Raw genomic sequence first — 25,980 nt, forward strand, 5'->3', positions numbered from 1 at the left:
CTTTAACATTGTGAAGGATATATTTTTAGTCACCGGTGGAGCACGCTTGCAGGGTTCAGTCAAAGTCGACGGAGCCAAAAACAGCGTGCTGAAATTGATGGCCGCGGCGTTGTTGGCAGAAGGAACTACCACGCTGCACAATTGCCCAGAAATCCTCGATGTTCCCCTGATGCAAAATGTGCTGCAGGGGTTGGGCTGTGCTGTGGAGATCGACGGGCCAACCGTACGTATCACTACACCAAGTAGCGATCAGCTTTCTTCAAATGCGGACTTTGAAGCAGTCCGCCAATTCCGAGCTTCCGTGTGCGTGTTGGGGCCACTAACTGCGCGCTGTGGGCGTGCTGTCGTGGCTTTGCCCGGCGGTGATGCGATCGGTTCCCGTCCGTTGGATATGCACCAGTCTGGCTTGGAAAAAATGGGTGCGACTACCCGTATCCAACACGGCGCTGTGGTGGCAGAAGCAGACAACTTGCACGGCGCAGAGATCAAGCTCGACTTCCCGTCGGTAGGGGCCACGGAGAATATTTTGACTGCCGCGGTGCTGACCGAGGGCGTGACGACGCTGCATAATGCCGCCCGGGAACCAGAAATCGTAGACCTGTGCGAGATGCTCAATGACATGGGGGCACAGGTGGAAGGAGCAGGAACTTCCACAATCGTTATCACCGGCGTCGACAAGCTACACCCAACCGAACACCACGTGATTGGCGATCGGATTGTCGCTGGCACCTGGGCTTATGCTGCCGCGATGACGCAGGGTGATATTACTGTCGGCGGCATTGCCCCCAAACACCTGCATTTGCCACTGGAAAAACTGCGCAGTGCCGGGGCAGAAATTGAATCGTATGAAAATGGCTTCCGTGTGCGCATGGAACAGCGCCCGGTTGCCGTCGACTACCAAACCCTGCCGTTTCCGGGATTCCCGACGGACTTGCAACCGATGGCCATTGGGATTTCTGCGCTTGCCGACGGCATGTCTGTGATTACGGAAAATGTGTTTGAGGCGCGTTTCCGTTTCGTAGACGAAATGCAGCGCCTAGGTGCGGATGCACAAGTTGACGGCCACCACGTCGTATTGCGGGGTATTGATGAGCTGTCGTCGACAAGCGTATGGTCCTCCGATATTCGTGCCGGTGCCGGCTTGGTGCTGGCGGCCTTGCGTGCCGACGGCGTAACTACGGTTCATGACGTGCACCATATCGATCGCGGGTACCCGAACTTTGTGGAAAACCTGCAACGTTTGGGTGCCACCATCGAACGCTCTGTCGCTTAGGAGCAGCTAGTAGTCCTAGCCCTGGGGGAGCGGGAAACCTTGCCCGGGTGTGAACCCTATCGGGTAGTCTGCTTGGAGTAATTACTCAGTAGATTTCGCCGAAACTTTCTGGAAAGGTTCGCACCCACATGACGGCTTATGACAATGGCCCACAGCGCGGCTCAGGTACTGGTAAACACGCCACTGGCAAACATGCCGTTGCCGCACAAGATTCGCCGCAAGCTGTTCCGGCGGCTCGCGCACACCGATTGTCGAAAAAATATGGCTCTGGTGACACAGAAGTCGTCGCGCTTGATTCCGTCGATGTGATCTTCGAACGCGGAAAATTTACCGCGATCATGGGGCCATCTGGTTCTGGTAAATCCACCCTCATGCATTGCATGGCGGGCTTAGATGCGGCTTCTGCTGGGCATTCCTTCATCGGCGATACAGATCTTTCGCAGTTGGGCGATAAAGGTATCACCGAGTTGCGTCGTGATCGCCTCGGTTTTATTTTCCAATCCTTTAACCTCGTGCCAACGCTAACTGCAGCCGAAAACATAACGCTGCCTCTCAACATCGCAGGTAAAGATGTAGATCAGGCGTGGTTCGATGAGGTCACCGAGCGCCTGGGCCTGGCGAAACGTTTGGGCCACCGCCCCGCAGAACTTTCTGGTGGCCAACAGCAGCGCGTGGCTTGTGCTCGCGCTTTGGTTTCGCGCCCGGAGATCATTTTTGGTGATGAACCGACCGGTAACTTGGATTCCAATTCCTCGGCAGAGGTGCTGGACATTTTGCGCACTGCTGTTGATAACGACGACCAAACCGTGGTGATTGTTACCCACGACGCACGCGCGGCCTCGTATGCCGACCGCGTGATCTTCCTGAAAGACGGCACTATCGTCGATGAGCTACACGGCGCCAGCATGGACGATATTTTGCAGACCATGGCGGGAATTGAGGGCTAAATATGGCGAAGCGAACTTCCATGCGCACCATCGCCGTGCGCAATATCGTCTCGCATAAACTGCGCCTGGCACTGACGGTGCTGTCAGTGATGCTGGGCACCGCATTTATTTCTGGCGCGTTCATGTTCACCAACTCGCTGTCGTCGACCTTTGAGGCAGCCGTGGGCAGCGCCTATGAGGACGTCGACGCAGCAGTCGGTCCGGCAGAAGGCCACCCCATCATCGATGGAGAGACCGTGCAAGCGATTACCGACGATGAATCGGTGCGTGCGGTTAACCTGACCGAATCTACCAACGTGGTAGTTGCCAATGAGAACCTGGAGGCTTACCAGGTAGGTGGCGGTACTTCCACGCTGCAGATGTATTACCCGCCGGAAAACAAGGTGGGGGACGCTGACGAGATCATTGACGGCGCAGCACCGCACGGTGAAGGCGAGGTCATCGTCAACGACACCGCTGCAGAAGAACAAGACATCAGCGTCGGCGAGAAGATCATTTTGGTCACTCCAGAAGAGCGCTACGAAGTCACCGTCAGCGGAATCTACACCCCAGCCCTGGAACAAGGATTGGGTTCGTTGTCGGTGTTGATGGAAGCCGGCTCCTACCAGAACCTGTTTAACCCAGACGGTCTTGCTAGCCAGATGGCTGTCGCGGCACATGATGGCACCACTGCTGAGCAACTGGTGAACCACCTCAACGAAACGTATCCACAGGTAGAAGCACAAACTGGGCAGGCGCTTGCCGACGAATTGACGGAGCAAATCAGCAACGCGCTCAGTTTTGTCAATTACTTCTTGGTTGCCTTCGGCCTGATCGGTCTGCTGGTGGGAACGTTCATCATCGCCAATACCTTCTCTATGATTGTGGCGCAGCGCATCAAAGAATTTGCGCTGCTGCGTTCTATCGGTGCGTCCCAGCGCCAGATCACCGGATCCGTGGTGGTGGAAGCACTGGTCGTCGGCCTGCTGGGCTCGGCTCTCGGTGTAGTTGCCGGTATTGGCTTGGTTGCGGTCATCCGCGCGGTATTTTCTGCACGCGGCATGTCCTTCGATGGTGGAGGGTTGGGATTGTCGCTGACCGCCATCGTCGTACCGATAATCCTGGGCGTCGTGGTTACTATCGCTTCTGCCTGGGCACCGGCGCGCCGGGCCGGACAGGTGAAACCGGTAGAAGCCATGCGATCGACGGAGTCTGCTGCAGGTGCCCCGCTGACCGTGCGAACCATTATCGGAACCATCATCATCGTCGCAGGTGTATTGGCCGCAGGCCTGGCGATGCTGCTGGACGATTCTGGAACTACCCTGCGCGCCAGCTTGGTAGGCATCGGTGCTTTCCTCGTGATCGTGGGCTATTTCATGGCCGGTCCAGCATTCAGCATGGGCATCGTGCCCGCGCTGGGCCGAGTTATCGGAGCGCCATTTGGTTCCATGGGGCGGCTGGCTTCCACGAATGCGCGCCGCTCGCCGCGCCGTACCGCTGCTACGGCTTTTGCGTTAACACTCGGCATGATGTTGGTTACCGGCATTGGCATGCTGGGTGCGACCATGAAAAACAGCATTGGTGACATGCTGGAAGATACGGTCACGGCAGATTTCTTGGCTACCGGGCCGCAAGATGGCTCTTTCCCAGTACCACAGGCCGTACCGGGTGCCTTGGCAGAGACCGACGGCGTGGAAAGCACAGTGACCATGCGCATGGCGCCAGTGCAGATCGCCGGCCAGGCCGGGTACAACTATGGGCCCGGCTATACCTTTACCAACAGCATTGACGGCAACCCGCAGGATTTCGTCGACATGGAAATTCTGGAAGGCTCTGCGGATTTGGTTGCCCAGCCCGGCGTGCTGGTCAGTGATGAACTGGCAAAGGCGGAAGGCTGGACCGTCGGCCAGGCACTGCCATTGACGACGCTCGAGACCGCCGAAAGCTCTGATGAATCTGGCGAACCAGTCGCTGTGGAACCTGGGCGCGAAACCGAAGTGACCATCACCGGCATTTACAGCAGCGAGAATGATATCTTCGAAAACCTGCTGGTCTCACAATCTGCCGTTGATGAAGTCATGGAAGGCGATACTGCTCCGATCCAAATGGTCGCGGTAAACACCGATGATTCTGTCGGGGAAGATGAAATGCGCGAGCGGCTGGTGGAATCGGTCAAGGAATTCCTGGTCATCCAGGTGAAAACCGGTGCTGAGTATGCTGACGAGGCGAGCCAGCTGATCGATCAGATGTTGTCAATCCTGTATGCGCTGCTGGCGCTTGCCGTGATTATCGCGGTGCTGGGCATCGTCAATACGCTGACACTCGGTGTGATTGAGCGTCGACAAGAAATCGGCATGTTGCGTGCAGTCGGTGCTTACCGGGGACAGATTCGCACGATGATCATTGTTGAGGCCGTCCAGATTGCGCTATTCGGTGCCATCATGGGCATTCTTGCGGGGCTTGGCCTGGGCTGGGCGTTTATCGATGTGCTGGCCGGTGAAGGCCTGGGCGGTGCGGTGATTCCGTGGAACCAGGTGCTGATCATGCTGGGTGGTGCGGCCGTCGTGGGCGTGGTTTCCGCGTTGTGGCCAGCACGCAAGGCTGCTAAGACACCACCGCTGGAAGCCATCGCGGACTAGCATGAACGATATGGACAGTACGATCGAACCCAAGGATGGTGGCGTGGCGAAACGCACCTGGAAGGGGCACCCACTAGGTTTCTGGGTGCTCGAGGTCATCAGCGCTTTCGCTCGGTTTTATATGGCCTATATCTGGATCAGTGCTGGTTCGGCAAAACTAAACCAGCACCTGTCCGTGACACAGACCATCGAAGGGTATGAGATTTTCACCCCGGAATGGTCTTCGGCGTTGGCACATCTGATTGGTCCGCTGGAGATCGCCGGGGGAGTATTCCTGCTTCTTGGTTTGTTCCTGAAACCAGCAGCCTGGGTATCGACGACGGTGCTGGTGCTGTTTATCATCGGTGTAGGGTCCGCCTGGGCGCGCGGGCTGATGATCGATTGCGGTTGCTTTACCATCGACATCAGTGAATCGGATCAGGCTATGAACTATTTGCGCACAATCCTGCGGGATGTGTTTTATATCTTCTTAAGCGTGTGGATTGCGCGCAGGCCTTTCCGACGCTTAGCTATTTATCCGTAGGCGGACGTTTATCCTTTACTGAGACCTTCTCGCAAGTGAGAACCAACGAAGAACAAGGTGGATGAGTGAGTAAGAAAGTAACCAACCCGAACCAGAAATCGAGCGCGGGCTTTATCGGTGCCATCGTCGCGGTGGTGGTCATCGTGGTAGCAGTGATTGCCTATATCGTCCTTGCTGGACAGGGTGCGAAAGCAGAGAAATTTGCCAACTGGGAGATCAAGCAAGTTTCCGCAGAAACGAGTTTTGACGGCAACACCCTGACGTTTGGTGCTGCCGACAAGGCCCCACACGTTGATCTGTATGAGGATTTCTCCTGCCCACACTGTGCACACTTGGCAGAAGCCACAGATGCTGAGGCTCTGGAAGAAATCAACGCTGGAAACCTGGCCGTATCGATTCACCCTATGACTTTCCTGGATAACCAGGGCGACGGTCATTCCACCCAGGCAGTCGCCGCTCTGCTGGCATTAGCAGAGCATGACGATGTCAACGCCCTGTGGAACCTGCGTGAAGCTATGTTCGAAAACCAGCAGGATATTGCCCGTAGCTGGGGTCCTGATGATTTCGCTGATGCGGCCGCGCAGATGGAAGCATCCGACGAGGCTGTCGAAGACATTCGCAATGGCAAATTCCTGGACAAGGCCCGCGAAGCTGGCGAGGCCAATGCTAAAGACCTGGAATCCAAGGTCGGTCGCGTTTCTACCCCACGCGTTCTGATGGATGGCAAAGACTTGGAAGTTGAAGACATCAACGACTGGGTGAAGGTCGCTGTTGCGTCCAAATAATGCGCGCTAAACCCGGTAATCTGCACGATTACCGGGTGCATCCCGCGGTCGGGCGGGCTTTCGGTAAAACCGAAAACCTATGCTGAGCGCGGGATTTGTTCACTCCTAAGGTGAAAGTGTAGACTCAACATTCGTTGAACAGACGGCGAGAAATAACTGATCATCGCTGTGAGTTTCAACCTGGGGCTATGGCGCAGCTGGTAGCGCACCACACTGGCAGTGTGGGGGTCACGGGTTCGAGTCCCGTTAGCTCCACGTAAGATGAGAAAATCGAAGCTTGCCCCGCCTGATGGCGGGGCAGTTTTGTTTCTGCGGTGACGTGGGCCGGGGCGTCGAAGCTTGTGTGGGCGAGGACGCTGGCGGTGGTCTCGTCGGGTGTGTAGGTGGCGTTCTCTTCGTCGTCGATGGTGATGCGGGTGAACAGGGCGCGGTTGAGGATGCGTCGTTCGGCGGGTTCGCACTTGTTGTAGAGGTCGTCGAGGTCGACCAGGAGTTCGGTGAGCTGGTCCAAGCCTGTTCGGGCCTCGGCGTAGGTGTCGGTGAGGTTGTCGAGCCGGGTGGTGATCTGGTCGAGGCTGGCGCGGATGCGGTCTTGTTCGCTTTTGAGTAGGTCAAGGGGGATCGCGTCGGCGTAGTGAGCTTGGACGAGTTTGAGGCGTTCGGCTTCGAGCTTGTCGCGCTGGGCGGTCAGGAGCTTGCGTTCGTCCTCGCTGGATCCTTCGAGCTGGTCGAACACGTCGTTGAGGACCTTCCGGACGTGCTCAGCCTGGGTCTGGGTCAGGGAGTTGCGCTGGTAGGTGCGTTCGATCTCGGCTTCGGCGCGTTCGGCGAGGATCGCTGAGTGGGTGCAGTTGGTGGTCTTGCGGCGTCGTCCGGAGCAGGTGAAGTACTCGTAGCGGTCCCCGGACTTGTCGCGGGGGCGTTCGAGCATGAGCTTGGCTCCGCAGGCACAGTACAGGGTGCCTTTGAGGTAGTGGTCGTACTTCTGTGGCCGTTCGCCACGGGCGTTGTTGGCGTCCAGGTTGGTCTGGACGCGTAGCCACGTCTCCGCGTCGACTAGGGGCTCGTGGGTGCCGTCGTAGGTGACGCCGCGGAACGTGACGGTGCCCTGGTAGTAGGGGTTGGTCAGGATCTTGTGCAGCCCGGTGGTGGTGACTGGTTTGGCCGGCTGGGAGGGGGTTGGCCGGGTGGTCAGGCCACGGGCTGTGAGTTCCTTGGCCAGGCGCGACAGGGACCAGTCCCCGGTGGCGTAGGCGGTGAAGGCGAAACGGACGAGGTCGGCGCGTTCGGGGTCGATCTCGATCTCGCGGACTCGCGTCCTCGGGCGTCGGTGGTGCGGACGTTGAGGTAGCCCAGAGGCGCTTTGGTGGGGGTGCCGCCGATCGCGGCCTTCTGGGTCATGCCTTTGAGGACTTCCTGGGCCAGGTTCAACGAGTAGAACTCGGCCATGGAGGCCAGGATGCCGTGCATGAGCATCCCTGAGGGGGTCTCGTCGATGTTCTCGGTGACCGACACCAGGCTGATGTTCGCATCCCGCAGCGCGGCGTGGATCATGGCGTCATCTAGCCGGTTGCGGGCGAGGCGGTCGACCTTGTTGATGATGCAGTACCGCACCGGATGCGTGGTCGCGTAGTCGAGCATCTCTTGGAGCGCGCGTCGTTGGGCGGTCTTGGCTGACTCACCGGGCTCGATGAACTCCTTGATGATGACCGCACCGAGCTGTTCGGCCTTGCGCTGCGCGGCTTCGCGCTGGGCCGGGATCGACAGGCCCTCTTCCAGCCCGTTGCGGGTGGCCTGATCCTTGGTGGAGCCCCGCAGGTAGCTGATCGCCGCCACCTTCCCCTCACTCCCGGACGCTGTGGTGTCTGGGCTTGGTGTGGTGCGGGCGAGGCGTCGAAGGCCTGAGATGTCGAGGCCGGAGAGCTGATCGAGTGTCATTGTGACCGCCTTTCACAGGCCCCCACATGTCTGGGGGGCGGGTGGGGCGCCGGAGGTGGTCACGTCAGAGTCGAAAAGAACACCCCGCGAACGGGGCTTAGCAAGAGTAGGTGCCAACAGCGCCGAAACTTGATGTGGACCCAGTTTAGCGTTCGGCGGCGAGCAGGCGACGAAGATGGGCACCGGACTGCCCGACGGGCTGGTCGCCGGCGGTGCGCAGCGCGATCCGGATCAACACCTCCGCAACCTTCGCCTCGATCATTCACCACCGCCTCGCCCACGCCACCGCACGCCCCGCCGGTTCCGGCCGCACCCGCAGACCAGCACGCCTGATCGCAGGCCTGATCCCACGAGTCGACGGCCCCGTCGCCGAAGACATGCGTCAGGCTCTAGACGAGCGTCGTGACCTGATCGAAGCCCGCGCCGATGCAGTCCTTGACGCAGCTCGTCGAGATGGCGAGTCCTGGACGCAGCCGCTCGGCACACCGCCGATGGAGGCTCGTGGGCGGCAGCGGTGGCGTCAACATGCCCGGGGCATCGCCGCATACCGCGACCGCTACGCGATCACCGACGGGAGTCCACTCGGACAGGTGCCGCAGGCGACCGCGCAGAAGATCGATCGTGCCCGCGCAGATGCCGCACTTCGCGCACTTACGGGCCCGCAGCGCCGAGACCAGCAGCGGCCAGTTCAGCGCCTCGCCCGAGAGCTCGAACTATGACCAGACCGGACAGAGGACATAAGAGCAAGGGCCTCACATCACGGGATGCGAGGCCCTTACACGAAGAGGACGGCGACCGGCGGTCTACATCGACCGCGTCGGCTTATCCGTTGACGGGACCGGGTGATGCGTGAACTCCGGCCCGAGCGCGGCGCGATCAGCGCCGCGTTCTGGCGCGTGGTTGATCAGCTCCTCGACGTCGCTTCCGTCGGTGACGAGCTGGGCGGTGCCATTACGCAGCAGCAAGTGCGGGCCGCTGCTGGTCACCGACGTCACCGGTCCCGGGACCGCACTGACGCTCCGGCCCAGACTCTGCGCCTCGACCGCCGTCCAGCCTCCACGATCACGCTCACTCCAGACAGCGCGGCCATCAGCCGCCCACGTGATACGAACCGCTGCCGCGTCGGCACCGAGCCAGGCGGCACCTCACTGACCAGCAGACCGACATCCGCGATCCGATCAAGCAGTTCCCGGTGACCGGCCGGGTAGGGGCGGTCGACCCCATTGGCGAGTACCGCGATCGTGTCTCCACCAGACGCCAGCGCTGCCCGGTGAGCTGCACCCTCGACCCCGTACGCTCCACCCGCCACCACGACCCGCTCGCCGGCGACATGCTCGCCATACGCCGTCGCGGCCCGAGCACCCTGACCGTCACCAGATCCGCGGTCGGCCGGGCCAGGAACGACGACGCACCGCGCGCTCACAACACATACGGGACCCGGTCGCCCAGATCGTTCAGCGCCTGCGGCCAGTGCGCATCACCCGGAATCACCGTCACGATCCCGGACTGTTCGATGCCCCGGATCCGCTCGGCCAGATGCTCGAGTCGGTGCGGCAGCCCGAGGCGATCGCGCCAGACATGCGCGTCCACACGATTCAGCCCCGGCACCGCGCCGTCGTCTCCGAGCAGGCGGATCGTTTCGATTCCGCCTTCGCGGGCAATAACGCGTCCGGTGATGGCGGCGTCGGGTTCGGATAGGATCGACAACAGCATCCGCGCGCGGCGTTCATCAGGTGCCAGGTCAGCGATACCGGCCATGACGTGGCCTCCTTCTCGGTCAGATGACGCCGAGAAGGTGCACAGCAGCACACGCGCAACGCGTCGAGGTCAGGCAGCCGCGGGCACAGAGCGGCGAGTCATGTGGCGCTCGCGCCATTCGGCGGCGCGTGCCCTTAGCAGCAGGATGATGCTGACCGGGCCCATGACCGCGAACTTCATCGCGTTCCAGATGCACAACACCACCAGCACGTGCAGCCAGCCCGGTGCGCCGTCCTCGATCACCACCATCAGCAAGCTCGCGACATACAGGTAGGGGAGGACCAGCAGCATCGCCGGCACGCCCCACTTCAGCCCACGGCGCGTACGGATCGCGTCGAGCAGGATGTTGGTGGGCATGTATCGGCGCAGGAAGTAGCGGGTGTAGACGCTGCCGATCCAGATCAGGCGGAACATGAGCACAGTCCTCTCCTCGTCTCTGGCGACAAGGAATCAAGAAGGGCCGCTCGGCCGAAGCCAGCTGGTCACCCCACCACGTCCGGCGGTAGGTCGCGCAGGTAGAGGTCGCCACTCCCACGATACCTCCGCTGTCATGGGAACGGAAGCAGTTGCTCGCGGGGCATCCACCGACTTCAGCGACTCGACGTGCTCGGGCCCAAGCCCGGGTGACCAGCGGAGTGGTCCGCGATGGCTCTGATGACGGCTCGACTCCCCGAAATAGGCGTGGGGGAGCCAACGCGCGTGATACACTCGCGTAAGAGGGTAGTGCTGTCTGCGAAGGGAACACCGATTGCGATGAGCCAGGGCGGTGGAGACTTGTCAGTCCGTCCTGCGCCGAGTGTGATGCAACATGCCATCCGGCTGTTGGTGCTACTTGACGGGTGCGGCGAGGATGTTGCCCAAGGCGACCCAGAGGATTGTGTTGCCGTCATCCGGGCCGAGATGCGGCTCCAAGCTCTCGACTTCTGGCTCAGAAACCCTGACTACCTTGCCGACGAGCTCCTCACGATGGTCAAGGCTGACGAGTCACTCTCCGATGAGTACCTGCCGGTCATCGAGGACCTCCTCGACAGCCCTGAGCCGGACCTGCACTGGTACCCGATGCCCCGGTGGCATCATGGCGCATACGAAGCAATCGACGATGCCTTTTCTGTCCTCTCTGCATACGGCCTCGCCCAAGTGCGACGCAAGGGCGGTATCACGAAGACTGCCCGCAGTCAGTTCTTCCTAACGTCTGCCGGCCGTGCCGCTGTCGATGGTCTGCGAAGAGAGAAGGTGCTGTCCTGGTACACCAACCAGGTCAAGCTCGTCGCGCTCGTTGCTGGATCTGACGTCGGTAGCAAGCTAAAGCAGCGTCAGTACCAACAAGCCGAATATGCGCGAACCAAACTCGGCACGAACATCGCGCCGATTCACGATGGCGTACGCGAACGCTTGAACGAGGTGAAGGCCGTGGCAACGCGTGCGGAAGGAGTGGCATGACCATCCTAGGTGAAGCGGTGTTTGCCGAGCTCCGGCGTCGTGGCATGGAGATCGACCTGGCTCGGGTCGAGAAGATCCTGCTCAATGCCGACGTGTCATCGACGGCGTCCCGCGGCGTACCCGCGCGATTGCGTGTTCGGCGACTCCACGTCACCGGGACGAAGCACTACTCCGAGAATCCGGCGGAAGGGAACGAGGCGGCCGAGGTCAAGTCCGCACCCATCAACTTGAACTGGTCCCCCGGCAATGGGGTAAACGGTGTCGGTTCTGAAGCTAACCTGCGAGGCAAGTCCTCGGTCCTACATCTGACGATGTGGGCCTTGACCGGACGCAGTCATTTGCAGGCCGACGTTTTCTCATGGATTAAACATGTGAGCGCCGAGTTTCACATTGATGAGGTCCCCCTGTACGTCGAGTTCGACGTGCGCGACGGTATACCGGTCGGCGCGGTAGAGCAGAGAATCACCTCCGGAAGTCGAACCGTGTTGGGGCAGTTCGATGGTCACTCGGAGTTCGAGTCTGTCATGGGAGCAGTCATGCTCGAGCGCCTGCGCCTGGACGCGATCTCCGTATTCGCCAATGGCGTGGAGACCGAGCACACCTGGCCTTCGTACGCGGCGGCGCTGACAGTGCACGCAGACAAGCTCGATCCCATCATCGGGAACGAGAGCACACTGAAGACCCGTATCCTCCAGATGTTTGTCGGCACTAGTTGGGCGGCTGTGGACGCGCAGGTCGCGACCGCACTCAACTCCCTCAAACACTCTCGACACGAGGAAGCGGCGAAGCGTCAGGCTGCTACCTCGGCTACGGCTACCGCTTTGAGGCAAGCCGAAGACCGCGTTGCGGCGGCACTGCAAGGTTTGGAGGCATTCGATACCGACGAGCCTGATGTTGATACCGTTTTTGCCCTCGCATCGGCGGCTTCCGAAAGAGCCCACGAGGCACACAATCTTTCCCTCCAAATCATGACCGCTGATGCTGCGGCCTCTGAGGCACGGGCACACCTGCGCGCTGAGGAAATGAGGCAGCAGGCCGCAATTGAAGATGCCGTCGCGAGGCGACTGTTCAATGGCATGACGCCCACCGTGTGTCCAAGGTGCTCAACGAAAGTTGACGCCAACCGGTATGCGGCCGAAACCACGACGCATGAGTGCTCACTGTGCCTGCACGAGCTCGATCTGGACGATCCAACGGCGATCGACCGGTCGGACGCACCTGAAGGTGAAGTCGCAGCAGAGGGTGGTCGTGAGGACACGGAGATCGAGGAGATCATCGATCCGCTTGAAGCGCTCCGTAGCGCTGTGGCCGACGCAGACAGCGGTGTCGCTGCTCTGAAGGATCGCTATCGGGAAGCGGAAGCTAAGCGTCGTGAGGCTGAAGACGCCGCAGCCCAGGGGCGGTTGAAACTCGACTCAGCCCGGGCCCGACTTCAGGCCGAGCTGGAACTCGCCCGGGCGCAGAGTGCGTTCGACGCGCTGAGCAGCGCGATGACCGAACGGCCGACCGACGGCGATGATGATGACGAGCTTATCGTGCTACAGGCGACGTCGGACCTGACCAAGAGGTGGGTAAAGAACGACCAAGATCCCCTTCTGCAGTCGGTCTCGGACACGATCGCATCCCTTGCCCAACGCTTCGGGTCGACCAACATCACTGCCGTGAAGCTCAAAGGCAATGGCAACATGGACGTCGTCAAGGGCGGGACCACCACGACATACAGCAGTCTCACCAACGGAGAGAAGCTCCGCATCAAGCTTGCCGCGGTTATCGCGCTAGTCGAACTGGGCCACCGCGCCGGCGTCGGGCGGCATCCAGGCTTGCTATTCATCGATTCGCCGGCAGCCGAAGAGATCCCCGAAGCTGACCTGAAGACCATGATCGAGACGATGGTCGCAGTTGGTGGGGAAACAGACCTCCAGATCGTGGTCGCCACCACCCACGGTCCGATGCTCAAAGCCGTCCTTCCTCAGTCCAACTTGCTGGTCGCGACCGGCACTGACTTCGTGTGGTGACGTGACACGTGCATCGACGGCGTCCGGCACCACCCGTGGCCAACGGTTGAATGGAGGAGAGCTCGTCTCCGACTCATGCCAGAGGAGGTTCCGTGGCGGATCAGTCTGATGCTGGGGCTACTCTCACCGCACTGCAGGGGGTTCTTACCGGCGCTGAACCTCCTTCCGACTCTCTGAATAGGATCGGCGGCTGGGACTCGATCCAGATCGTCGCGCCAGAATTAGTCGACGACCCGCTTCTCATGCCCGTGACAGCCCTGGCCGCCCGCGACGCCGCTGCAGAGACTGGCGGACCTGACACTGAGAGCATGCGTCGCGCGGTCGAGGCACTCGCTACTGCGGTGCTCGATACCGAAGATCCTGGACTCTTTGCCTCGACTGTGGACTTCTTTTGCACTGACGCGGCGATCTCCGAGATAGCGGGTGACTTGCTCGCCGCGCGGTGCTTGACGCTGGCTGTACCTCCGACCAGCGAACAAGGAGGGTTGCATCAAGCCTCAGTGCTGCGGAGAGCTACGGCACTTGAAGCGGCCGCTCGGCTAGCGGTCCGCGGCCGCGGTTCGAAGCACAAGTTGCTGGCGCTCCTGGAGGACATCACCGAGCCACAGCCCCGCCGGTACGCGCAGGCAGTCATGCGAACGGTCGCGTTGGCATTCGACCACTGGACGCCTGACGAAGAGACTGCCGACGTCATCGACGTCCTCACCGGTGTTGCTGCCCCACGCCACAACCAACCACCAACTGAAGAAGTGGTTGAGCGTAACGAGGTGTTCCGCCGTGATGCGGCACCGGATGCTGCGTGGACGTTGGCGAACATCGCCTTAACTAAGGCATTACGTCTGACCGCGGTGACGGACATGTGCAAGGAACTTGACACCGCGGTCGAGAATCTTTCTTTTGTAGCGAATCTTGACGATCGCGACGACGCTTGCTTGCTTAAACCTGCCCTGGAGCTGCTTCGGAAGCTCCTGTCCGCCTTGCCGGCGACAACCGCCCCCTATGATGCCGCTGCCTGGGCGCCCGATCTCGACGAGGCCAAAGCGATCGCCGCACGCGCGGACGAATTCACCTTTGATCGGCGCGGGCTCAACCATTGGAGCGGTGACCGGAAGACGGCCGTGCTTCGGGGGTGGAGTCGATTCGCTGAGGATCTCGCGTTCCTGGGCGACCAGCTCAGCCGTGACAGCATTTATGACGCGTCGATCGTGCTGGACGATATTAGCGCCATCTACTCTTCCTCTCGTTCATACGAGCTCACCCACTCCGCAGGGGGATCCCAGAACGTCGTGACAGTTCTGCGGCCCGCAATCGGCAGCGGGTTCGCCGCGCGGGCCGGGCTGTTGCGAAACCTCACTGACCACGCAGACGCACTTAGAGGGAAACTTGAGGCCGCCAGCGCCGGGGGCGACTCGGCAAACAAGGCAGACTTGCAGGGTCGGCTAACGACTGCAGAGCATGTCTTGGAGGCTGCGCGCATCAGCCTCGTAGCGGCCCCGGAGCCGCCGGGAAAATCCCATACGCAGGTGGCAGCCCTACCGCCCCTGCTGGCTGACTTCTTCGCATCTACGCCGGCCGTGGCAGACGCGCTCAAGGGTGTTCCACAGGAACAACTCGAACGTCTCACTGGCGGTATCGCGGACCGACAGGCTGCTATCGATCCAGATCCCGACCTCATGGTTACCGCGACCCGAAAGAGGATGATCGAGGCGCTGACGCGGGCGGAGGACTTTCGTGGCGACGTCGTTCCTGCAGTTACAGCTGTGCTCGACCAGCTCATCAAGTTCGTCCGCCAACGCATCAACTCTCAGCAGTCATGGAACTCCTACTTGTTCGATCCTGAGGCTGACGAGCAGGACTTGCATGCGGACCTCTACGACTGGCTGAATCAAGGGCAGCTGGGAAGTGCCACGAATGTCGAGGTTCAGGAAGTCGGCGGGGGTAGAGCTGACATCCAGATCCAGTTCTCGGGCTTCCACTTGTACTTGGAATTGAAGGCCGACCACACGGCAGTCCCAGTCGCCGACAAGTCCACCTACATCAAGCAGACAGTTTCCTACCAAGCGTCAGACGTACGAATCGGCTTCCTCATTGTGCTGCGAATGACGCCGCCGAAGGACAAATCTCCCTCAGCCCACCTGACCGAGTACGTTTCCCATACGACAGTCCCCGTCAACGGAGGTGCCATTGAGCGTCACGTTGTGATGCTCGAGGTTCCTGGGAATCAGACCAAGCCGTCGAGGGTGCGCTGACACTAACAATACGAGGCGGGCATACGGTATCTCCGAGGGCTTCTCGATGACTGCCTCCGGTATTCGTGCCTCGAAGCGGTCCCTCGCTCGTGTCCGCGTGCGTGAAGGTAAGGGGGCAGGTTACCTTTCGCGTCCATGCGTGTCCCGGAGTTCGATCCCAGCAGACCTCAGATAGTTGCGGATCGTGCTGGGGGATTAACCAAGCTGCATGCCCACACGCTTGAGCGTCTCGCCGGCTACATAACGGCGGATCATTTCCCGGACCTCCCTGTCCGATGGCGTTGCACGCCGCAAGCGCACACCCCGCGTTCGCAGCAGCGATGCCAGCCGCTCCCGCCCAAGTCCGAGTTCCTTTGCAATCTCTCGTAACGTGGCGCCCGCCATGTAGCGTGCCTCTGCTCGAGCCAGCATCTCCTCGCTCACGCGAGGGAGCTTTCGGGCGCGCGGCTCGAGGGGACGGACCCGGCGTTGACGGACGCGGATCGACCGATGCATCGAGCCCATGCGAACCGGTGAGGGGCAGGTTTCGACAAGCCTCCCGCTAGGTCCACTTTTTGCATTTCCCCTGGTCGTTAATGACCGGGGGTTTTGTCGTATAACCCGAACTTGATCCTAGGTTCAAGTCTAGGCAGGGGCGCCGGGATTTTGGATTATCCTTTTAGCGCCGCTGCAGAGTAATCGGCAAGCTACTCCAGCCGCCGACCGGGTGCTCATCGCGTTCTGCGCCTGCCTGCGAACTCGCCTGCACGGTGGCTACAGCGAGCAGCTCCTCGACAAAAGCGCCGATTTCTACCATCGACAGATCTTTGCCGGGGCACGCATGTGGCCCGGTGCCCCAGACCAGATTCTTCTCGGCATTCCCCTCTGGATCGAAGCCGTCTGGGTCGGCAAATGTCTCCGGGTCACGGTTTGCAGCAGTCCAGTGCAAATACACTCGCTGGCCTTGGTCGACCTGCTTGCCACCCACCGTTGCCGGGCGGGTGGTGACCCGCCGGTTAGAAACAAACGGATCGTCAATGCGCAAGATCTCGTCGACAAGCGCCACCAGCTCCTCGGAAGACACACCGGAGCGGATGCGCTCTTGCATAGCAGTGTTTTTTGCGAGTGCGTGCAGCAAAACTCCCACGCATTTCGCCATCGAACCAAGATCACCGCCGGTCCAGTTGCGTAGGATGGACACGATCTCTTCGAATTCCAACTCGCGGCCCAAACTGGTGTCATTGATCAAACGGTAGGTCACGCAATCCTGCCCGGCAGCACGAACCTCGCCGACGACCTCGTTGATGATCTCGTCGTATTCCTGGGCCACCCGGGCGGTGCGGTGCTGCTGCCCAGAGCGAGTGGCGGCCGCGTTTTTCTCCACCCATTCTTTCAGCCGGGGCTCAATCGCGCGTGGCCACCCCAGCCACGCGACCATGGCGCGCACCGCAAAATCGTAGCCCAAATCTTGCACGGCATCGACGCTCACTTCATCACCGGCAGCGGGGGCGTCGGCAAGATAACCGTCGATGACCTCGCGGGCCACCCGGTGGAAATCTGCGCTGTAACGAGCAACCTCGTCGGCATTCAGGTAGTTATCCAGCAAGCGTCGGAAAGCGCTGTGCTTGTCGCCATCCAGCCCGTTCGGGATCTGCAAATAACGCGAGACCGCTGAGCTGAAGGTTTCGGCATCCTGGGCGACGCGGGTGGCTTCTGCGTGACCAACAACGACGATATCTCCGGCGTCGTCATGCACAATCGGGCAGCCGTGGGCATGGACGTCGTGGGAATAAGCCAACGGATCACGCCCGGCCGGGTCGAAAGTGCGAATGTCTAGTTTGTCAGGGGAAGAAGTTAGCTTTTCAGACACAATTTCGAGGTTAACAGAAATTTCTCTGCTGAAATAAGAAATGTGAAATAGAAGATTCTGTCCAATAGCAGCAGGGCAAACCGCTAAACTGGAGGGTATGAAAAAGACTGCTAGTTCGAATAAAGGCAGCGGAAAAAGCAGTGCACGCAAGCTGGCTTCGGAACCCATCGGAGGCGGCCGTGGGACGCGAAGCCTGCTGTTTTTCCTGCCTGCGATTTGGTTGGGCCTGATCATCGGCATTTCTCTGATCGAGGCGCCGCTGAAGTTCACCGCCCCAGGGATCACGATCCCGCTGGGGCTGGGCATTGGCCGACGGGTGTTTTTCGCGATGAACATCGTCGAGGTTATCCTGGCCGTCGTGCTTATTACGACGCTGGTGCGGCTGCTGGGTCGGCCGTCGCGGCAGAAACTCTGGGGCCTGGGCATCGCGATTAGCGTGGTGCTGGCGATCAAGATTCTGGTGATTCGCCCGATCCTGAACATCCGGACCGATGCCGTGCTCGCCGGAAATTTTGCAGGTGGCTCGACCACGCACTATTTCTACGTCGCTGCTGATGCTGCGTTGTTTATTTTGCTGATCACGTTCATGGTGGTAGTTACCCGCAGGTTGCTGCCGAAAAACCCGCAGGCTCTGGGCTAGCAGTTGTTAGAGGGGGCGCACCCGTCGGCAAGCTAGCACCGAGCTGCATGCACTAGCTCGCGTCGTCTTTCGTGATTCGGACGTCTTTCTCAGCTCTGTCGTCTCTCTCAGCCCGGCCGTCCGTATTACTGAGCCCCTGGGCGTCGTCCATGGTGTGTAAGCGCGCCTTCTTCCGCTTGGATTTCAGCCACATCGTGAAAAACATGTAGCCCAGCAGGGCGAAGGTAATCCAGGTGACGTAGCGTTCGATGGTCACTAGAGTCTCGCGCACCGTTGCACCGAAGGTCAGACCCAAATAGACGTAAAAGCACTTCAGCGCGATCGCATAAAACAGCACATAAGCGCCGATTATCCAGCCCTTAGTGCGCTTAATGCCTGCAATGACGACGATGATTGTCGCTGGGATCGGCGAAAACGGAATATACGACAGCAACAGACAAAAACCCGGGTGGCGGTAGATGAAGTTTTCCAGCTTCCGGAACCACAACGGGGGATGGCCCATAAATGAGTAATCGATAAACGATGGGCCCCAGCGCTTGCCGATCAAGAAAAACAGCGGCAAAAACTTCACCATGCTTACAGCCGCGACCAGCACCGCGGCGATAATCAGCCCGGTGTTGTTTTCATTTTCTGCTGTCAGCGCCAGTACCGACAAACTCGAGCCACTGAGTACCGTGTATACGAAGGTGTAATCGATCAGCAACACCGCGCGGAACGGCAACAGTGCAAGGCCGTAGATGCCCGAGGCAGCGAGCAGACCCCACAGAATCCAGTCGAAGCGCTCGAAATTGCGCATGAAACTGGGCAGTTCTTTCTGCCAGGACTCTGTGTCTTGCGGGGAGTTAGCATTCTGTGAATGGTGCGCATCCCCGAAGTTGCGCCCGTGCGTGCCGTCTGCGGTTGTCTCGCTCATACCGATCCTTTATAGCACCATGAACTGTCCAGATCCCTTTCCGTACCATCGGGGGATATGATGCAGAGTTTCGCCAAACGCCCGAACGAACACCGTGCTGCCGAGGCTGAAGCTGCAGGGTTGCAGTGGCTGGGTGAAGCCAGCGAATGCGTGCCCCGCGTCGTCGCCGTGGACACGCAGCGCAATGAGCTGCAGACGGCATATATCGAATCGGTGCCCCCGACCGCTAAGACTGCGCGCCGAGCCGGTGCCGAATTAGCCCGCATCCACGCCGCTGGAGCGCCTGCTTTTGGCGCACCCCCGGCTGGTTGGCAGGGCCCGAACTATATCGGTACCCAGCAACAGGACTGCATTCCCACAGACGATTGGGGAGAGTTCTATACCCGCCAGCGTGTCGAACCATTTGCCCACGCCGCAGCCCAGGCAGGCACGCTTGCCGACGACGAGCTTTCCGACGTACTACGTGCCTGTGCGGCTATCCGCGCCGCGGAGTGGTCGGTGAAGCCCGCCCGCATTCATGGTGATTTGTGGACGGGCAATCTGCTGTTCGGTAGCGACGAGCCTGCATTTATTGATCCCGCGGCACATGGCGGGCATCCGCAGACTGACCTGGCCATGTTGGATCTATTTGGCGCCCCGTATTTCGACGAAATTGTCGCAGGTTATCACGAGGTTTCGCCGCTGTCGAAAAATTGGCGCGAGTTCATCCCGATGCATCAGTTGCACCCACTGGCGGTACACACGTTGACGCATGGGGCGGCGTATGCGGGACCACTACAACGCGCAGCACAGGTAACCACGCAGCTTCTCAGCTAGCCGCGCCACCAGTCGTCGGCAAGCGTGGCCGGTAAATGACGCTTGTGCTGGCCGACCTCCCACAATCGCTCGATACGCGTGGCCGCCTCTTCGCTGACTTCACGCCCCTCCAGGTAATCGTCAATCTCTGAGTACCGCAGCCCGAGGGCTTCTTCGTCGGGAAGTCCCGGCCGGTCGTCTTCTAAATCAGCGGTGGGGACTTTCTGCCAAGTAGCATCTGGGGCCTTGAGGTGACGCAAGAGAGCTGCACCCTGTCGTTTATTTAGCCCAGCCAGTGGTAAGACGTCTGCAGCACCGTCGCCAAATTTAGTGAAGAAACCGGTGAGATTTTCTGCAGCGTGATCAGTACCGATAACCAACAGGCCGCGTGCACCTGCGACTGCATATTGCGCAATCATGCGCTGGCGAGCCTTGACGTTGCCACGGTTGAAATCGCTCAGGCTAGCTTCGCCGACGGCAGCGGCGGCAGCCTGATCCATCGCGGCGGTGGCGGGAGCGATGTCGATGCTGGCGCGGTGGTCGGGGCGAATAAACTCCAGGGCCATCTGCGCATCGGCGTCGTCGTGCTGCTGGCCGTGCGGCAGGCGGAGTGCCCAAAACTCCACCTGGTGGCCTTCTGTGCTGTGGTCTTCTGTGCGCAGTTTTTCTACTGCTAGCTGCGCTAAACGGCCTGCCAGGGTGGAATCCTGGCCGCCGGAGATGCCGAGGACGAAACCTCGCGCACCGGTGGTTTTCAGGTATTCCGCCAGGAAATTGACGCGCCGGGCAACTTCTTCTTCTGGATCGATTAAGGGCTTAACACCCAGGGTTTTTATGATCGATTGCTGCTTCGTGCTGGGGTTTTTCGGCATGGCTTTAGCCTAGTCGCCTGACACAATGAGTGTTTGTGAAAATGACTGAGAATAATCAGACTGGTGCGCGCGATACCTCCCGCGCCGAAACGGCCGAAACCCGTCGTTACGTAAAAATGGTCGCTGCTTTCGCGGCCATCGGTGGCCTACTTTTCGGCTACGACACCGGAGTGATGTCCGGTGCACTGTTATATATCAGTCCGGAGTTTGGCATGAGCGCTGCCGAAGAAGGACGCGTTACCGCCATGCTGCTGGTTGGAGCCGCCATCGGTGCGTTGCTGGGTGGCCGCGTGGCTGGCTGGTGGGGTAGACGGATGACCCTGCTCGTCAACGGAGTGATTTTCTGCGCTGGTTCCATTTGGTGTGCGTTGGCTGGATCCGTTGCAGAACTGGCCACCGCGCGCATGTTTCTGGGCGTGGCCGTCGGTGCGGTCTCGATTGTGGTGCCGATGTATATCGCGGAGAAGGTCCCAGCCGCGGTACGGGGTCGCATGGTCTCGCTGAATACCCTGATGATCGTCGTCGGCCAGCTGTTGGCGTACCTGGTCAACTCTGTGTTGGCGCCGACGGGAAACTGGCACCTGATGCTGGGCATGGCCGCGGTGCCGGGCGCGATGCTCACCGCTGGAATGATTTTCTTGTCCGATACCCCGGTCTGGCTTGCGCGCCAGGGGCGGACCGAAGAAGCCCGGGAAGTTGCTGCTCGCGCCGGGATGTCGCTGGAAGAGCTGTCGATTGTGATTGAGGCGGAACAGCACGATGCAGGTGCAGACGGTATTCCGGAGAGCGCGGCGGCTGGAAAAGCGAAAACCTCTGAGGAATTCCAAGCATTCAAGAAACTGCGCTGGGTACGAATCACTATTCTGCTGGCCATGCTGATCGGCGTGACCCAGCAGATCACGGGCGTGAACGCAGTAATCTATTTCGCGCCGACCATGATGAGCGAGGTCGGTATCTCGACCACCAATGCGGTGTATACCTCGATCGTCATTGGTGTGGTTTCCGTGATTGCTTGTTGGGTAGGCCTGAAGATCATCGATGTCGTCGGGCGGAAACGTTTGCTGACGTGGGGGCTGACCGGAAATATTGTCTCTTTGCTGATTTTGGCAGTGACCTATTCGCTTGCCGACGGCAGCACTACGTGGGCCATGATTTCGTTGGGCATGATGGCTGTGTTTATCGCTTTCCAGCAGGCTGCGGTTTCCCCAACTACCTGGCTGTTGATCTCGGAGATTGTGCCAGTGCAGGCTCGTGGTCTGGGCATGGGCATCGCCGGTCTTGCGCTGTGGGTGGCGAACTGGGCTGTCGCACAATTCTTCTTGCCAGTCACAGAGATTCTGAGCGGTTCCGGCACCTTCGTGGCCTTCGCCATGCTGGGTGTGGTTGCTCTGGGCTTTGTCCGGGTGTTTATCCCGGAGACGATGGGACGCAGCCTGGAGGAAGTCGGCGAGGTTATGGAAAAACGCTGGGCTAAGTAAAACGCATTAGCAAGTGTTGACGAGCTATCCTGTCAAGGCGAGAGTGCACGAAAACACTGGGATTTGAGAAAACTGGTGTGAGATAGGTAGACTGTCAGCTTGTGTTATGATCGCCGTTTTTGGGCGGTCGCTGATAATTATTGTCTACACGCTGTGTAGTAGCTGCGTACAGAAAGGAGCGCCCGATGAAGGTCCGCAAGTCGCTTCGGTCGCTGAAGAAGAAACCGGGCGCCCAGGTTATCCGCCGTCACGGTAAAACCTTCGTGATCAACAAGAAAGATCCACGCTTCAAGGCACGTCAGGGCTAATTCACCTGGGTTTCTTCCGAAGCTTGTATCATGCCGCCGTCTCACTCTTAACTGAGTGGGGCGGCGGTTTTGCTATGTCTTTCATCCTGCCCTGATTCCTGTTTTCGTCCTGTGCTGAATTTCCACATTTTGTACACAGCCTAGTCACAGCCTGTGAAATTACATCCATGTATAACGATTTGGTAACGGTGTGGTGAGTCGTCCTGCGGAAATGCTGACGGGGGCCGGAAAAGGTGTTCTTGGCTGGGAAAGTAATCATTTACTCGCGAGCTAGATGTGGGGGCTGTGAATACCTCCAGCAGGGGATTCCACAGATGTAACTACTATATGTAGTGTAATTGCGACATATTGGCACAACGTATAGTGTCGATGAAGTCGAAGCGAGCCGATGGGCTTGCCACACAACTTCAACGAGAAACACTCGAAAACCCGCCCGATGCGTACTGACAAGGAAGTCTCCCCATGGCAATCACCGTTTACTCCAAGCCAGCTTGCATGCAGTGCACCATGACTAAAAAGAAGCTGGACGCACTTGATCTGGACTACGACGTTATCGATATCTCCATGGATGATGAAGCACGCGATTACGTCATGGCCCTGGGATACCTCCAAGCGCCTGTCGTAGTAGCAGAGGGGCAGCACTGGTCCGGGTTCCGTCCAGAGCGCCTGAGCGCATTGGCGGAGACCATGGCTACTGCCTCGGCCTAATCGCTGACAGAACATCGTTATAACTGCATATTTCCCCTCTCCCATAGACAGCGGCCATTCATTAACAATGAGCCCAGCAGTCACCTTCAGGTAGTCAACCCAAGTCATTTCTTTTGCCGTGTGCAGACAGGAGTGTGGCCCACGATGTTGATCGTGTATTTTTCTTCCACCACGGAAAACACCAAGCGATTCGTCGACAAGCTAGGTTATCGCTCCAAACGCATTCCGTTGCGTCCAGCACTGGAAGGTCACCTGAGTGTTGATGAACCATTCGTGCTGGTGTGTCCGACCTATGGGGGAGGGGTTTCGTTGACTCGAGCAACCGCCAAACCAGTTCCGCCCCAAGTTATTAAATTTCTGAATGACCCCGATAATCGAAAACACTTACGGGCTGTCATTTCTGGCGGAAACAGCAATTTCGGTGCCGACTACGGCAAAGCAGGCGACCTCATCGCCGCTAAATGTAACGTGCCGTATGTCTACCGCTTCGAGCTCATGGGAACCGCCGAAGACGTGGAGCTAGTCCGGCAAGGTCTGGACAATAACGCACAACGGCTCGGCCTAGTAGAAGATCTCGCATCCTAATTCCAGAATCTCATTCCACAACCCCTCATTCCACAACCTCTCAATTCACCACCTTTTAATTCACAATGTCTCAAAGCAGGAAGGTTGCATCCGTGACCAATCACGTCGGCAAAACTGTCGCCGAACCCGTCAGTACCGATCACCAGCTGGATTATCACGCGTTGAACGCGTTGCTGAATCTTTACGACGAAAATGGTCAGATTCAGTTCGACAAAGACCGCGAAGCCGCGAATCAATACTTCATCCAGCACGTCAACCAGAACACCGTGTTCTTTCATGACCTGGAAGAAAAAATTGATTATCTGATCGAAAATTCTTACTACGACCCGTCCGTGATCGAACAATATGACTTCGAATTCATCAAGTCATTGTTCAAGCAAGCTTATGCCTACAAATTCCGCTTCCAGACCTTCCTGGGCGCCTACAAGTACTACACCAGCTACACGCTGAAGACTTTCGACGGCCGTCGATACCTAGAGCGTTTCGAAGATCGCGTATCCATGACCGCATTATTCCTTGCCGACGGTAACGAAGAGATCGCCAAGGCCATGGTGGATGAGATCATGTCTGGGCGCTTCCAGCCAGCTACCCCGACGTTCCTGAACGCCGGTAAAGCCCAGCGCGGCGAGTTGGTTTCCTGCTTCCTGCTGCGTATCGAAGACAACATGGAATCGATTGGTCGTTCCATCAACTCTGCCTTGCAGTTGTCTAAGCGCGGCGGTGGCGTGGCCCTGCTGCTGTCTAACGTGCGTGAATCCGGTGCGCCAATCAAGCACATCGAAAACCAGTCTTCCGGCGTGATTCCAGTAATGAAACTGCTGGAAGATGCCTTCTCCTACGCCAACCAGCTGGGTGCGCGACAGGGCGCAGGTGCGGTGTACTTGAACGCACACCACCCAGATATCCTGTCGTTTTTGGACACCAAGCGCGAAAATGCAGATGAAAAAATCCGCATCAAGACCTTGTCCGTCGGCGTGGTTGTTCCAGATATTACTTTCGAGCTGGCCAAGCGTAACGAGGACATGTATTTGTTCTCGCCTTATGACGTCGAGCGCGTCTACGGGAAGCCATTCGCGGATATCTCGATCACCGACAACTACGAGGACATGGTGGAGGATCCGCGCATCCGCAAGTCCAAGATCAATGCGCGGCACTTGTTCCAGACCATCGCGGAACTGCAATTCGAGTCCGGCTACCCGTACATCATGTTCGAAGACACGGTGAACCGTGCGAACCCGGTCAAAACCGGACGGATCAACATGTCCAATCTCTGCTCAGAGATCTTGCAGGTCAACAGTCCATCGGTACTGAACGACGACCTGAGCTACGACACCGTCGGCCATGATATTTCCTGCAACCTGGGTTCTTTGAACATTGCCAAGGCTATGGACTCGCAGGATTTCGAAAAGACCATTGAGATGGCTATCCGCGCGTTGACCGCTGTTTCGGACAAGACCACGATCAACTCGGTGCCATCAGTGCGTGAGGGCAATAACACCTCACATGCAATTGGCTTGGGGCAGATGAACCTGCATGGCTACTTAGGCCGCGAGCACATTTACTACGGCTCGGAAGAAGCCCTGGATTTCACCAACGCATACTTCGCATCTGTGATGTATGCCAGCTTGAAGGCCTCCAACAAATTGGCCCGTGAGCGCGGAGAATACTTCGCAGAATTCCCACAGTCGGATTACGCCAGCGGAGTCTTCTTCGACAGCTATGACCCAGCCGAATTTGCTCCACAGACCGAGAAAGTCAAAGAGCTCTTCGCAAATTCTTCGATCACCACGCCGAGTGCAGAAGACTGGGAACAGTTGAAGCAAGACGTCGCCAAGCACGGCTTGTACAACCGTAATTTGCAGGCCGTGCCGCCGACAGGCTCCATCTCGTATATCAACAATTCGACCTCGTCGATCCACCCGATTGCGTCGAAGATCGAGATCCGCAAAGAAGGCAAAGTCGGCCGCGTCTACTACCCGGCGCCGCACATGGACAATGACAACCTGCAGTATTTCCAGGATGCCTACGAGATCGGCTACGAGGCGATCATTGATACTTATGCGGTAGCCACGAAGTACGTTGATCAGGGCTTGTCTTTGACACTCTTCTTCCCGGATACTGCGACCACTCGCGATATCAACAAAGCCCAGATTTATGCTTGGCGCAAGGGTATTAAGACCCTGTACTACATCCGCCTGCGCCAACAAGCGTTGGAGGGTACAGAGGTAGAAGGCTGCGTTTCGTGCATGCTGTAAGCCGCTAAAAACCCGCTGGGGAAACGGCTAA

General features: G+C 58.9%; 24 protein-coding genes, 1 tRNA gene and 2 pseudogenes. 19 read left to right on the forward strand and 8 right to left on the reverse strand.

What is annotated here, in order from left to right; all coding sequences use genetic code 11:
* The first annotated feature begins 10 nt into the window (after positions 1-10).
* The 8 genes from murA (at position 11) to L9H78_RS02040 (ending at position 6,987) form a co-directional block, all read left to right on the forward strand.
* On the forward strand, positions 11-1,273 hold the full coding sequence (gene murA / locus L9H78_RS02005; RefSeq protein WP_021354038.1) for a UDP-N-acetylglucosamine 1-carboxyvinyltransferase: 1,263 nt from the start codon (positions 11-13) through the stop codon (positions 1,271-1,273).
* A 128-nt stretch (positions 1,274-1,401) separates the two neighbouring features.
* Entirely contained in the window at positions 1,402-2,220 is an 819-nt protein-coding gene (locus L9H78_RS02010) for an ABC transporter ATP-binding protein (RefSeq protein WP_249620340.1), read from the forward strand.
* Between the two features lie 2 nt (positions 2,221-2,222).
* Positions 2,223-4,838: an ABC transporter permease gene (locus tag L9H78_RS02015; RefSeq protein ID WP_249620341.1), complete on the forward strand. Its 2,616-nt coding sequence runs from the start codon at positions 2,223-2,225 to the stop codon at positions 4,836-4,838.
* 1 nt (position 4,839) lies between these two features.
* The gene (locus tag L9H78_RS02020; protein WP_249620342.1) at positions 4,840-5,361 is read left to right on the forward strand and encodes a MauE/DoxX family redox-associated membrane protein; all 522 of its coding nucleotides are present in this window, start codon (positions 4,840-4,842) and stop codon (positions 5,359-5,361) included.
* Positions 5,362-5,426: 65 nt separating this feature from the next.
* Positions 5,427-6,146 (forward strand): DsbA family protein, encoded by a 720-nt coding sequence (locus tag L9H78_RS02025; protein ID WP_249618298.1) that lies wholly within the window; start codon positions 5,427-5,429, stop codon positions 6,144-6,146.
* 182 nt (positions 6,147-6,328) lie between these two features.
* Positions 6,329-6,401 (forward strand) — tRNA-Ala (locus L9H78_RS02030).
* A gap of 34 nt (positions 6,402-6,435) precedes the next feature.
* Positions 6,436-6,756, forward strand: a complete 321-nt coding sequence (locus tag L9H78_RS02035) for a hypothetical protein (RefSeq protein ID WP_249620343.1) — start codon at positions 6,436-6,438, stop codon at positions 6,754-6,756.
* A 24-nt stretch (positions 6,757-6,780) separates the two neighbouring features.
* Positions 6,781-6,987, forward strand: a complete 207-nt coding sequence (locus L9H78_RS02040; RefSeq protein ID WP_249620344.1) for a hypothetical protein — start codon at positions 6,781-6,783, stop codon at positions 6,985-6,987.
* A 15-nt stretch (positions 6,988-7,002) separates the two neighbouring features.
* Here the strand turns inward: L9H78_RS02040 and L9H78_RS10630 are convergent.
* A pseudogene (locus L9H78_RS10630) lies at positions 7,003-7,449 on the reverse strand (recombinase family protein); the annotation flags it as partial.
* Positions 7,338-8,084 carry a recombinase family protein gene (locus L9H78_RS02050; protein WP_249620346.1) on the reverse strand — a complete coding sequence of 249 codons (747 nt, stop codon included), beginning with the start codon at positions 8,082-8,084 and terminating at the stop codon, positions 7,338-7,340. The pseudogene L9H78_RS10630 and the gene L9H78_RS02050, both read right to left, overlap by 112 nt.
* A gap of 377 nt (positions 8,085-8,461) precedes the next feature.
* On the opposite strand from L9H78_RS02050, the gene L9H78_RS02055 reads away from it, so the two are divergent.
* On the forward strand, positions 8,462-8,803 hold the full coding sequence (locus L9H78_RS02055) for a hypothetical protein (protein ID WP_249620347.1): 342 nt from the start codon (positions 8,462-8,464) through the stop codon (positions 8,801-8,803).
* A 168-nt stretch (positions 8,804-8,971) separates the two neighbouring features.
* On the opposite strand, the pseudogene L9H78_RS02060 reads toward L9H78_RS02055, so the two are convergent.
* The 3 genes and pseudogenes from L9H78_RS02060 to L9H78_RS02070 all read right to left on the reverse strand — a co-directional run.
* A pseudogene (locus tag L9H78_RS02060) lies at positions 8,972-9,447 on the reverse strand (DNA-processing protein DprA); the annotation flags it as partial.
* A 56-nt stretch (positions 9,448-9,503) separates the two neighbouring features.
* Positions 9,504-9,842 (reverse strand): hypothetical protein, encoded by a 339-nt coding sequence (locus tag L9H78_RS02065; protein ID WP_249620348.1) that lies wholly within the window; start codon positions 9,840-9,842, stop codon positions 9,504-9,506.
* 69 nt (positions 9,843-9,911) lie between these two features.
* Positions 9,912-10,256 (reverse strand): sulfate permease, encoded by a 345-nt coding sequence (locus L9H78_RS02070; RefSeq protein WP_249620349.1) that lies wholly within the window; start codon positions 10,254-10,256, stop codon positions 9,912-9,914.
* Between the two features lie 231 nt (positions 10,257-10,487).
* Here L9H78_RS02070 and L9H78_RS02075 point away from each other — a divergent pair, with 231 nt between their 5' ends.
* The 3 genes from L9H78_RS02075 (at position 10,488) to L9H78_RS02085 (ending at position 15,546) form a co-directional block, all read left to right on the forward strand.
* Positions 10,488-11,282 carry a hypothetical protein gene (locus L9H78_RS02075; protein ID WP_249620350.1) on the forward strand — a complete coding sequence of 265 codons (795 nt, stop codon included), beginning with the start codon at positions 10,488-10,490 and terminating at the stop codon, positions 11,280-11,282.
* Positions 11,279-13,297 carry a hypothetical protein gene (locus L9H78_RS02080; RefSeq protein ID WP_249620351.1) on the forward strand — a complete coding sequence of 673 codons (2,019 nt, stop codon included), beginning with the start codon at positions 11,279-11,281 and terminating at the stop codon, positions 13,295-13,297. The genes L9H78_RS02075 and L9H78_RS02080 overlap by 4 nt, the downstream gene beginning before the upstream one ends.
* Before the next feature lie 92 nt (positions 13,298-13,389).
* A complete protein-coding gene (locus tag L9H78_RS02085; RefSeq protein ID WP_249620352.1) occupies positions 13,390-15,546 on the forward strand; it encodes a hypothetical protein in 2,157 nt (718 codons plus the stop codon).
* Positions 15,547-16,204: 658 nt separating this feature from the next.
* Here the strand turns inward: L9H78_RS02085 and L9H78_RS02090 are convergent.
* Positions 16,205-17,395, reverse strand: coding sequence for a cytochrome P450 (locus L9H78_RS02090; protein ID WP_249620353.1), 1,191 nt, complete (start codon positions 17,393-17,395; stop codon positions 16,205-16,207).
* 97 nt (positions 17,396-17,492) lie between these two features.
* On the opposite strand from L9H78_RS02090, the gene L9H78_RS02095 reads away from it, so the two are divergent.
* Positions 17,493-18,035: a hypothetical protein gene (locus L9H78_RS02095; RefSeq protein WP_249620354.1), complete on the forward strand. Its 543-nt coding sequence runs from the start codon at positions 17,493-17,495 to the stop codon at positions 18,033-18,035.
* A gap of 52 nt (positions 18,036-18,087) precedes the next feature.
* Here L9H78_RS02095 and L9H78_RS02100 read toward each other — a convergent pair whose 3' ends face one another.
* A complete protein-coding gene (locus L9H78_RS02100; protein WP_249620355.1) occupies positions 18,088-18,948 on the reverse strand; it encodes an SNARE-associated domain-containing protein in 861 nt (286 codons plus the stop codon).
* Between the two features lie 60 nt (positions 18,949-19,008).
* Here L9H78_RS02100 and L9H78_RS02105 point away from each other — a divergent pair, with 60 nt between their 5' ends.
* Positions 19,009-19,764, forward strand: a complete 756-nt coding sequence (locus tag L9H78_RS02105; RefSeq protein WP_249620713.1) for a fructosamine kinase family protein — start codon at positions 19,009-19,011, stop codon at positions 19,762-19,764.
* On the opposite strand, the gene nadE is transcribed toward L9H78_RS02105, so the two are convergent.
* Positions 19,761-20,615 carry an NAD(+) synthase gene (nadE, locus tag L9H78_RS02110; protein ID WP_249620356.1) on the reverse strand — a complete coding sequence of 285 codons (855 nt, stop codon included), beginning with the start codon at positions 20,613-20,615 and terminating at the stop codon, positions 19,761-19,763. The two genes, L9H78_RS02105 and nadE, sit on opposite strands and share 4 nt — an antisense overlap.
* 41 nt (positions 20,616-20,656) lie before the next feature.
* On the opposite strand from nadE, the gene L9H78_RS02115 reads away from it, so the two are divergent.
* From L9H78_RS02115 to nrdE, 5 genes are all read left to right on the forward strand, one after another.
* Positions 20,657-22,093: a sugar porter family MFS transporter gene (locus tag L9H78_RS02115; RefSeq protein ID WP_249618304.1), complete on the forward strand. Its 1,437-nt coding sequence runs from the start codon at positions 20,657-20,659 to the stop codon at positions 22,091-22,093.
* A gap of 185 nt (positions 22,094-22,278) precedes the next feature.
* Positions 22,279-22,401 (forward strand): type B 50S ribosomal protein L36, encoded by a 123-nt coding sequence (gene ykgO, locus L9H78_RS02120; protein WP_021354049.1) that lies wholly within the window; start codon positions 22,279-22,281, stop codon positions 22,399-22,401.
* Between the two features lie 462 nt (positions 22,402-22,863).
* Entirely contained in the window at positions 22,864-23,109 is a 246-nt protein-coding gene (gene nrdH, locus L9H78_RS02125; protein WP_021354050.1) for a glutaredoxin-like protein NrdH, read from the forward strand.
* 144 nt (positions 23,110-23,253) lie between these two features.
* Positions 23,254-23,694, forward strand: coding sequence for a class Ib ribonucleoside-diphosphate reductase assembly flavoprotein NrdI (gene nrdI, locus L9H78_RS02130; protein WP_249620357.1), 441 nt, complete (start codon positions 23,254-23,256; stop codon positions 23,692-23,694).
* 65 nt (positions 23,695-23,759) lie between these two features.
* A complete protein-coding gene (nrdE, locus tag L9H78_RS02135; RefSeq protein ID WP_430622742.1) occupies positions 23,760-25,949 on the forward strand; it encodes a class 1b ribonucleoside-diphosphate reductase subunit alpha in 2,190 nt (729 codons plus the stop codon).
* Positions 25,950-25,980: the final 31 nt, after the last annotated feature.

Origin of the sequence: Corynebacterium pseudodiphtheriticum (genome assembly GCF_023509295.1) — a bacterium.
Lineage (GTDB): Bacteria > Actinomycetota > Actinomycetes > Mycobacteriales > Mycobacteriaceae > Corynebacterium > Corynebacterium pseudodiphtheriticum.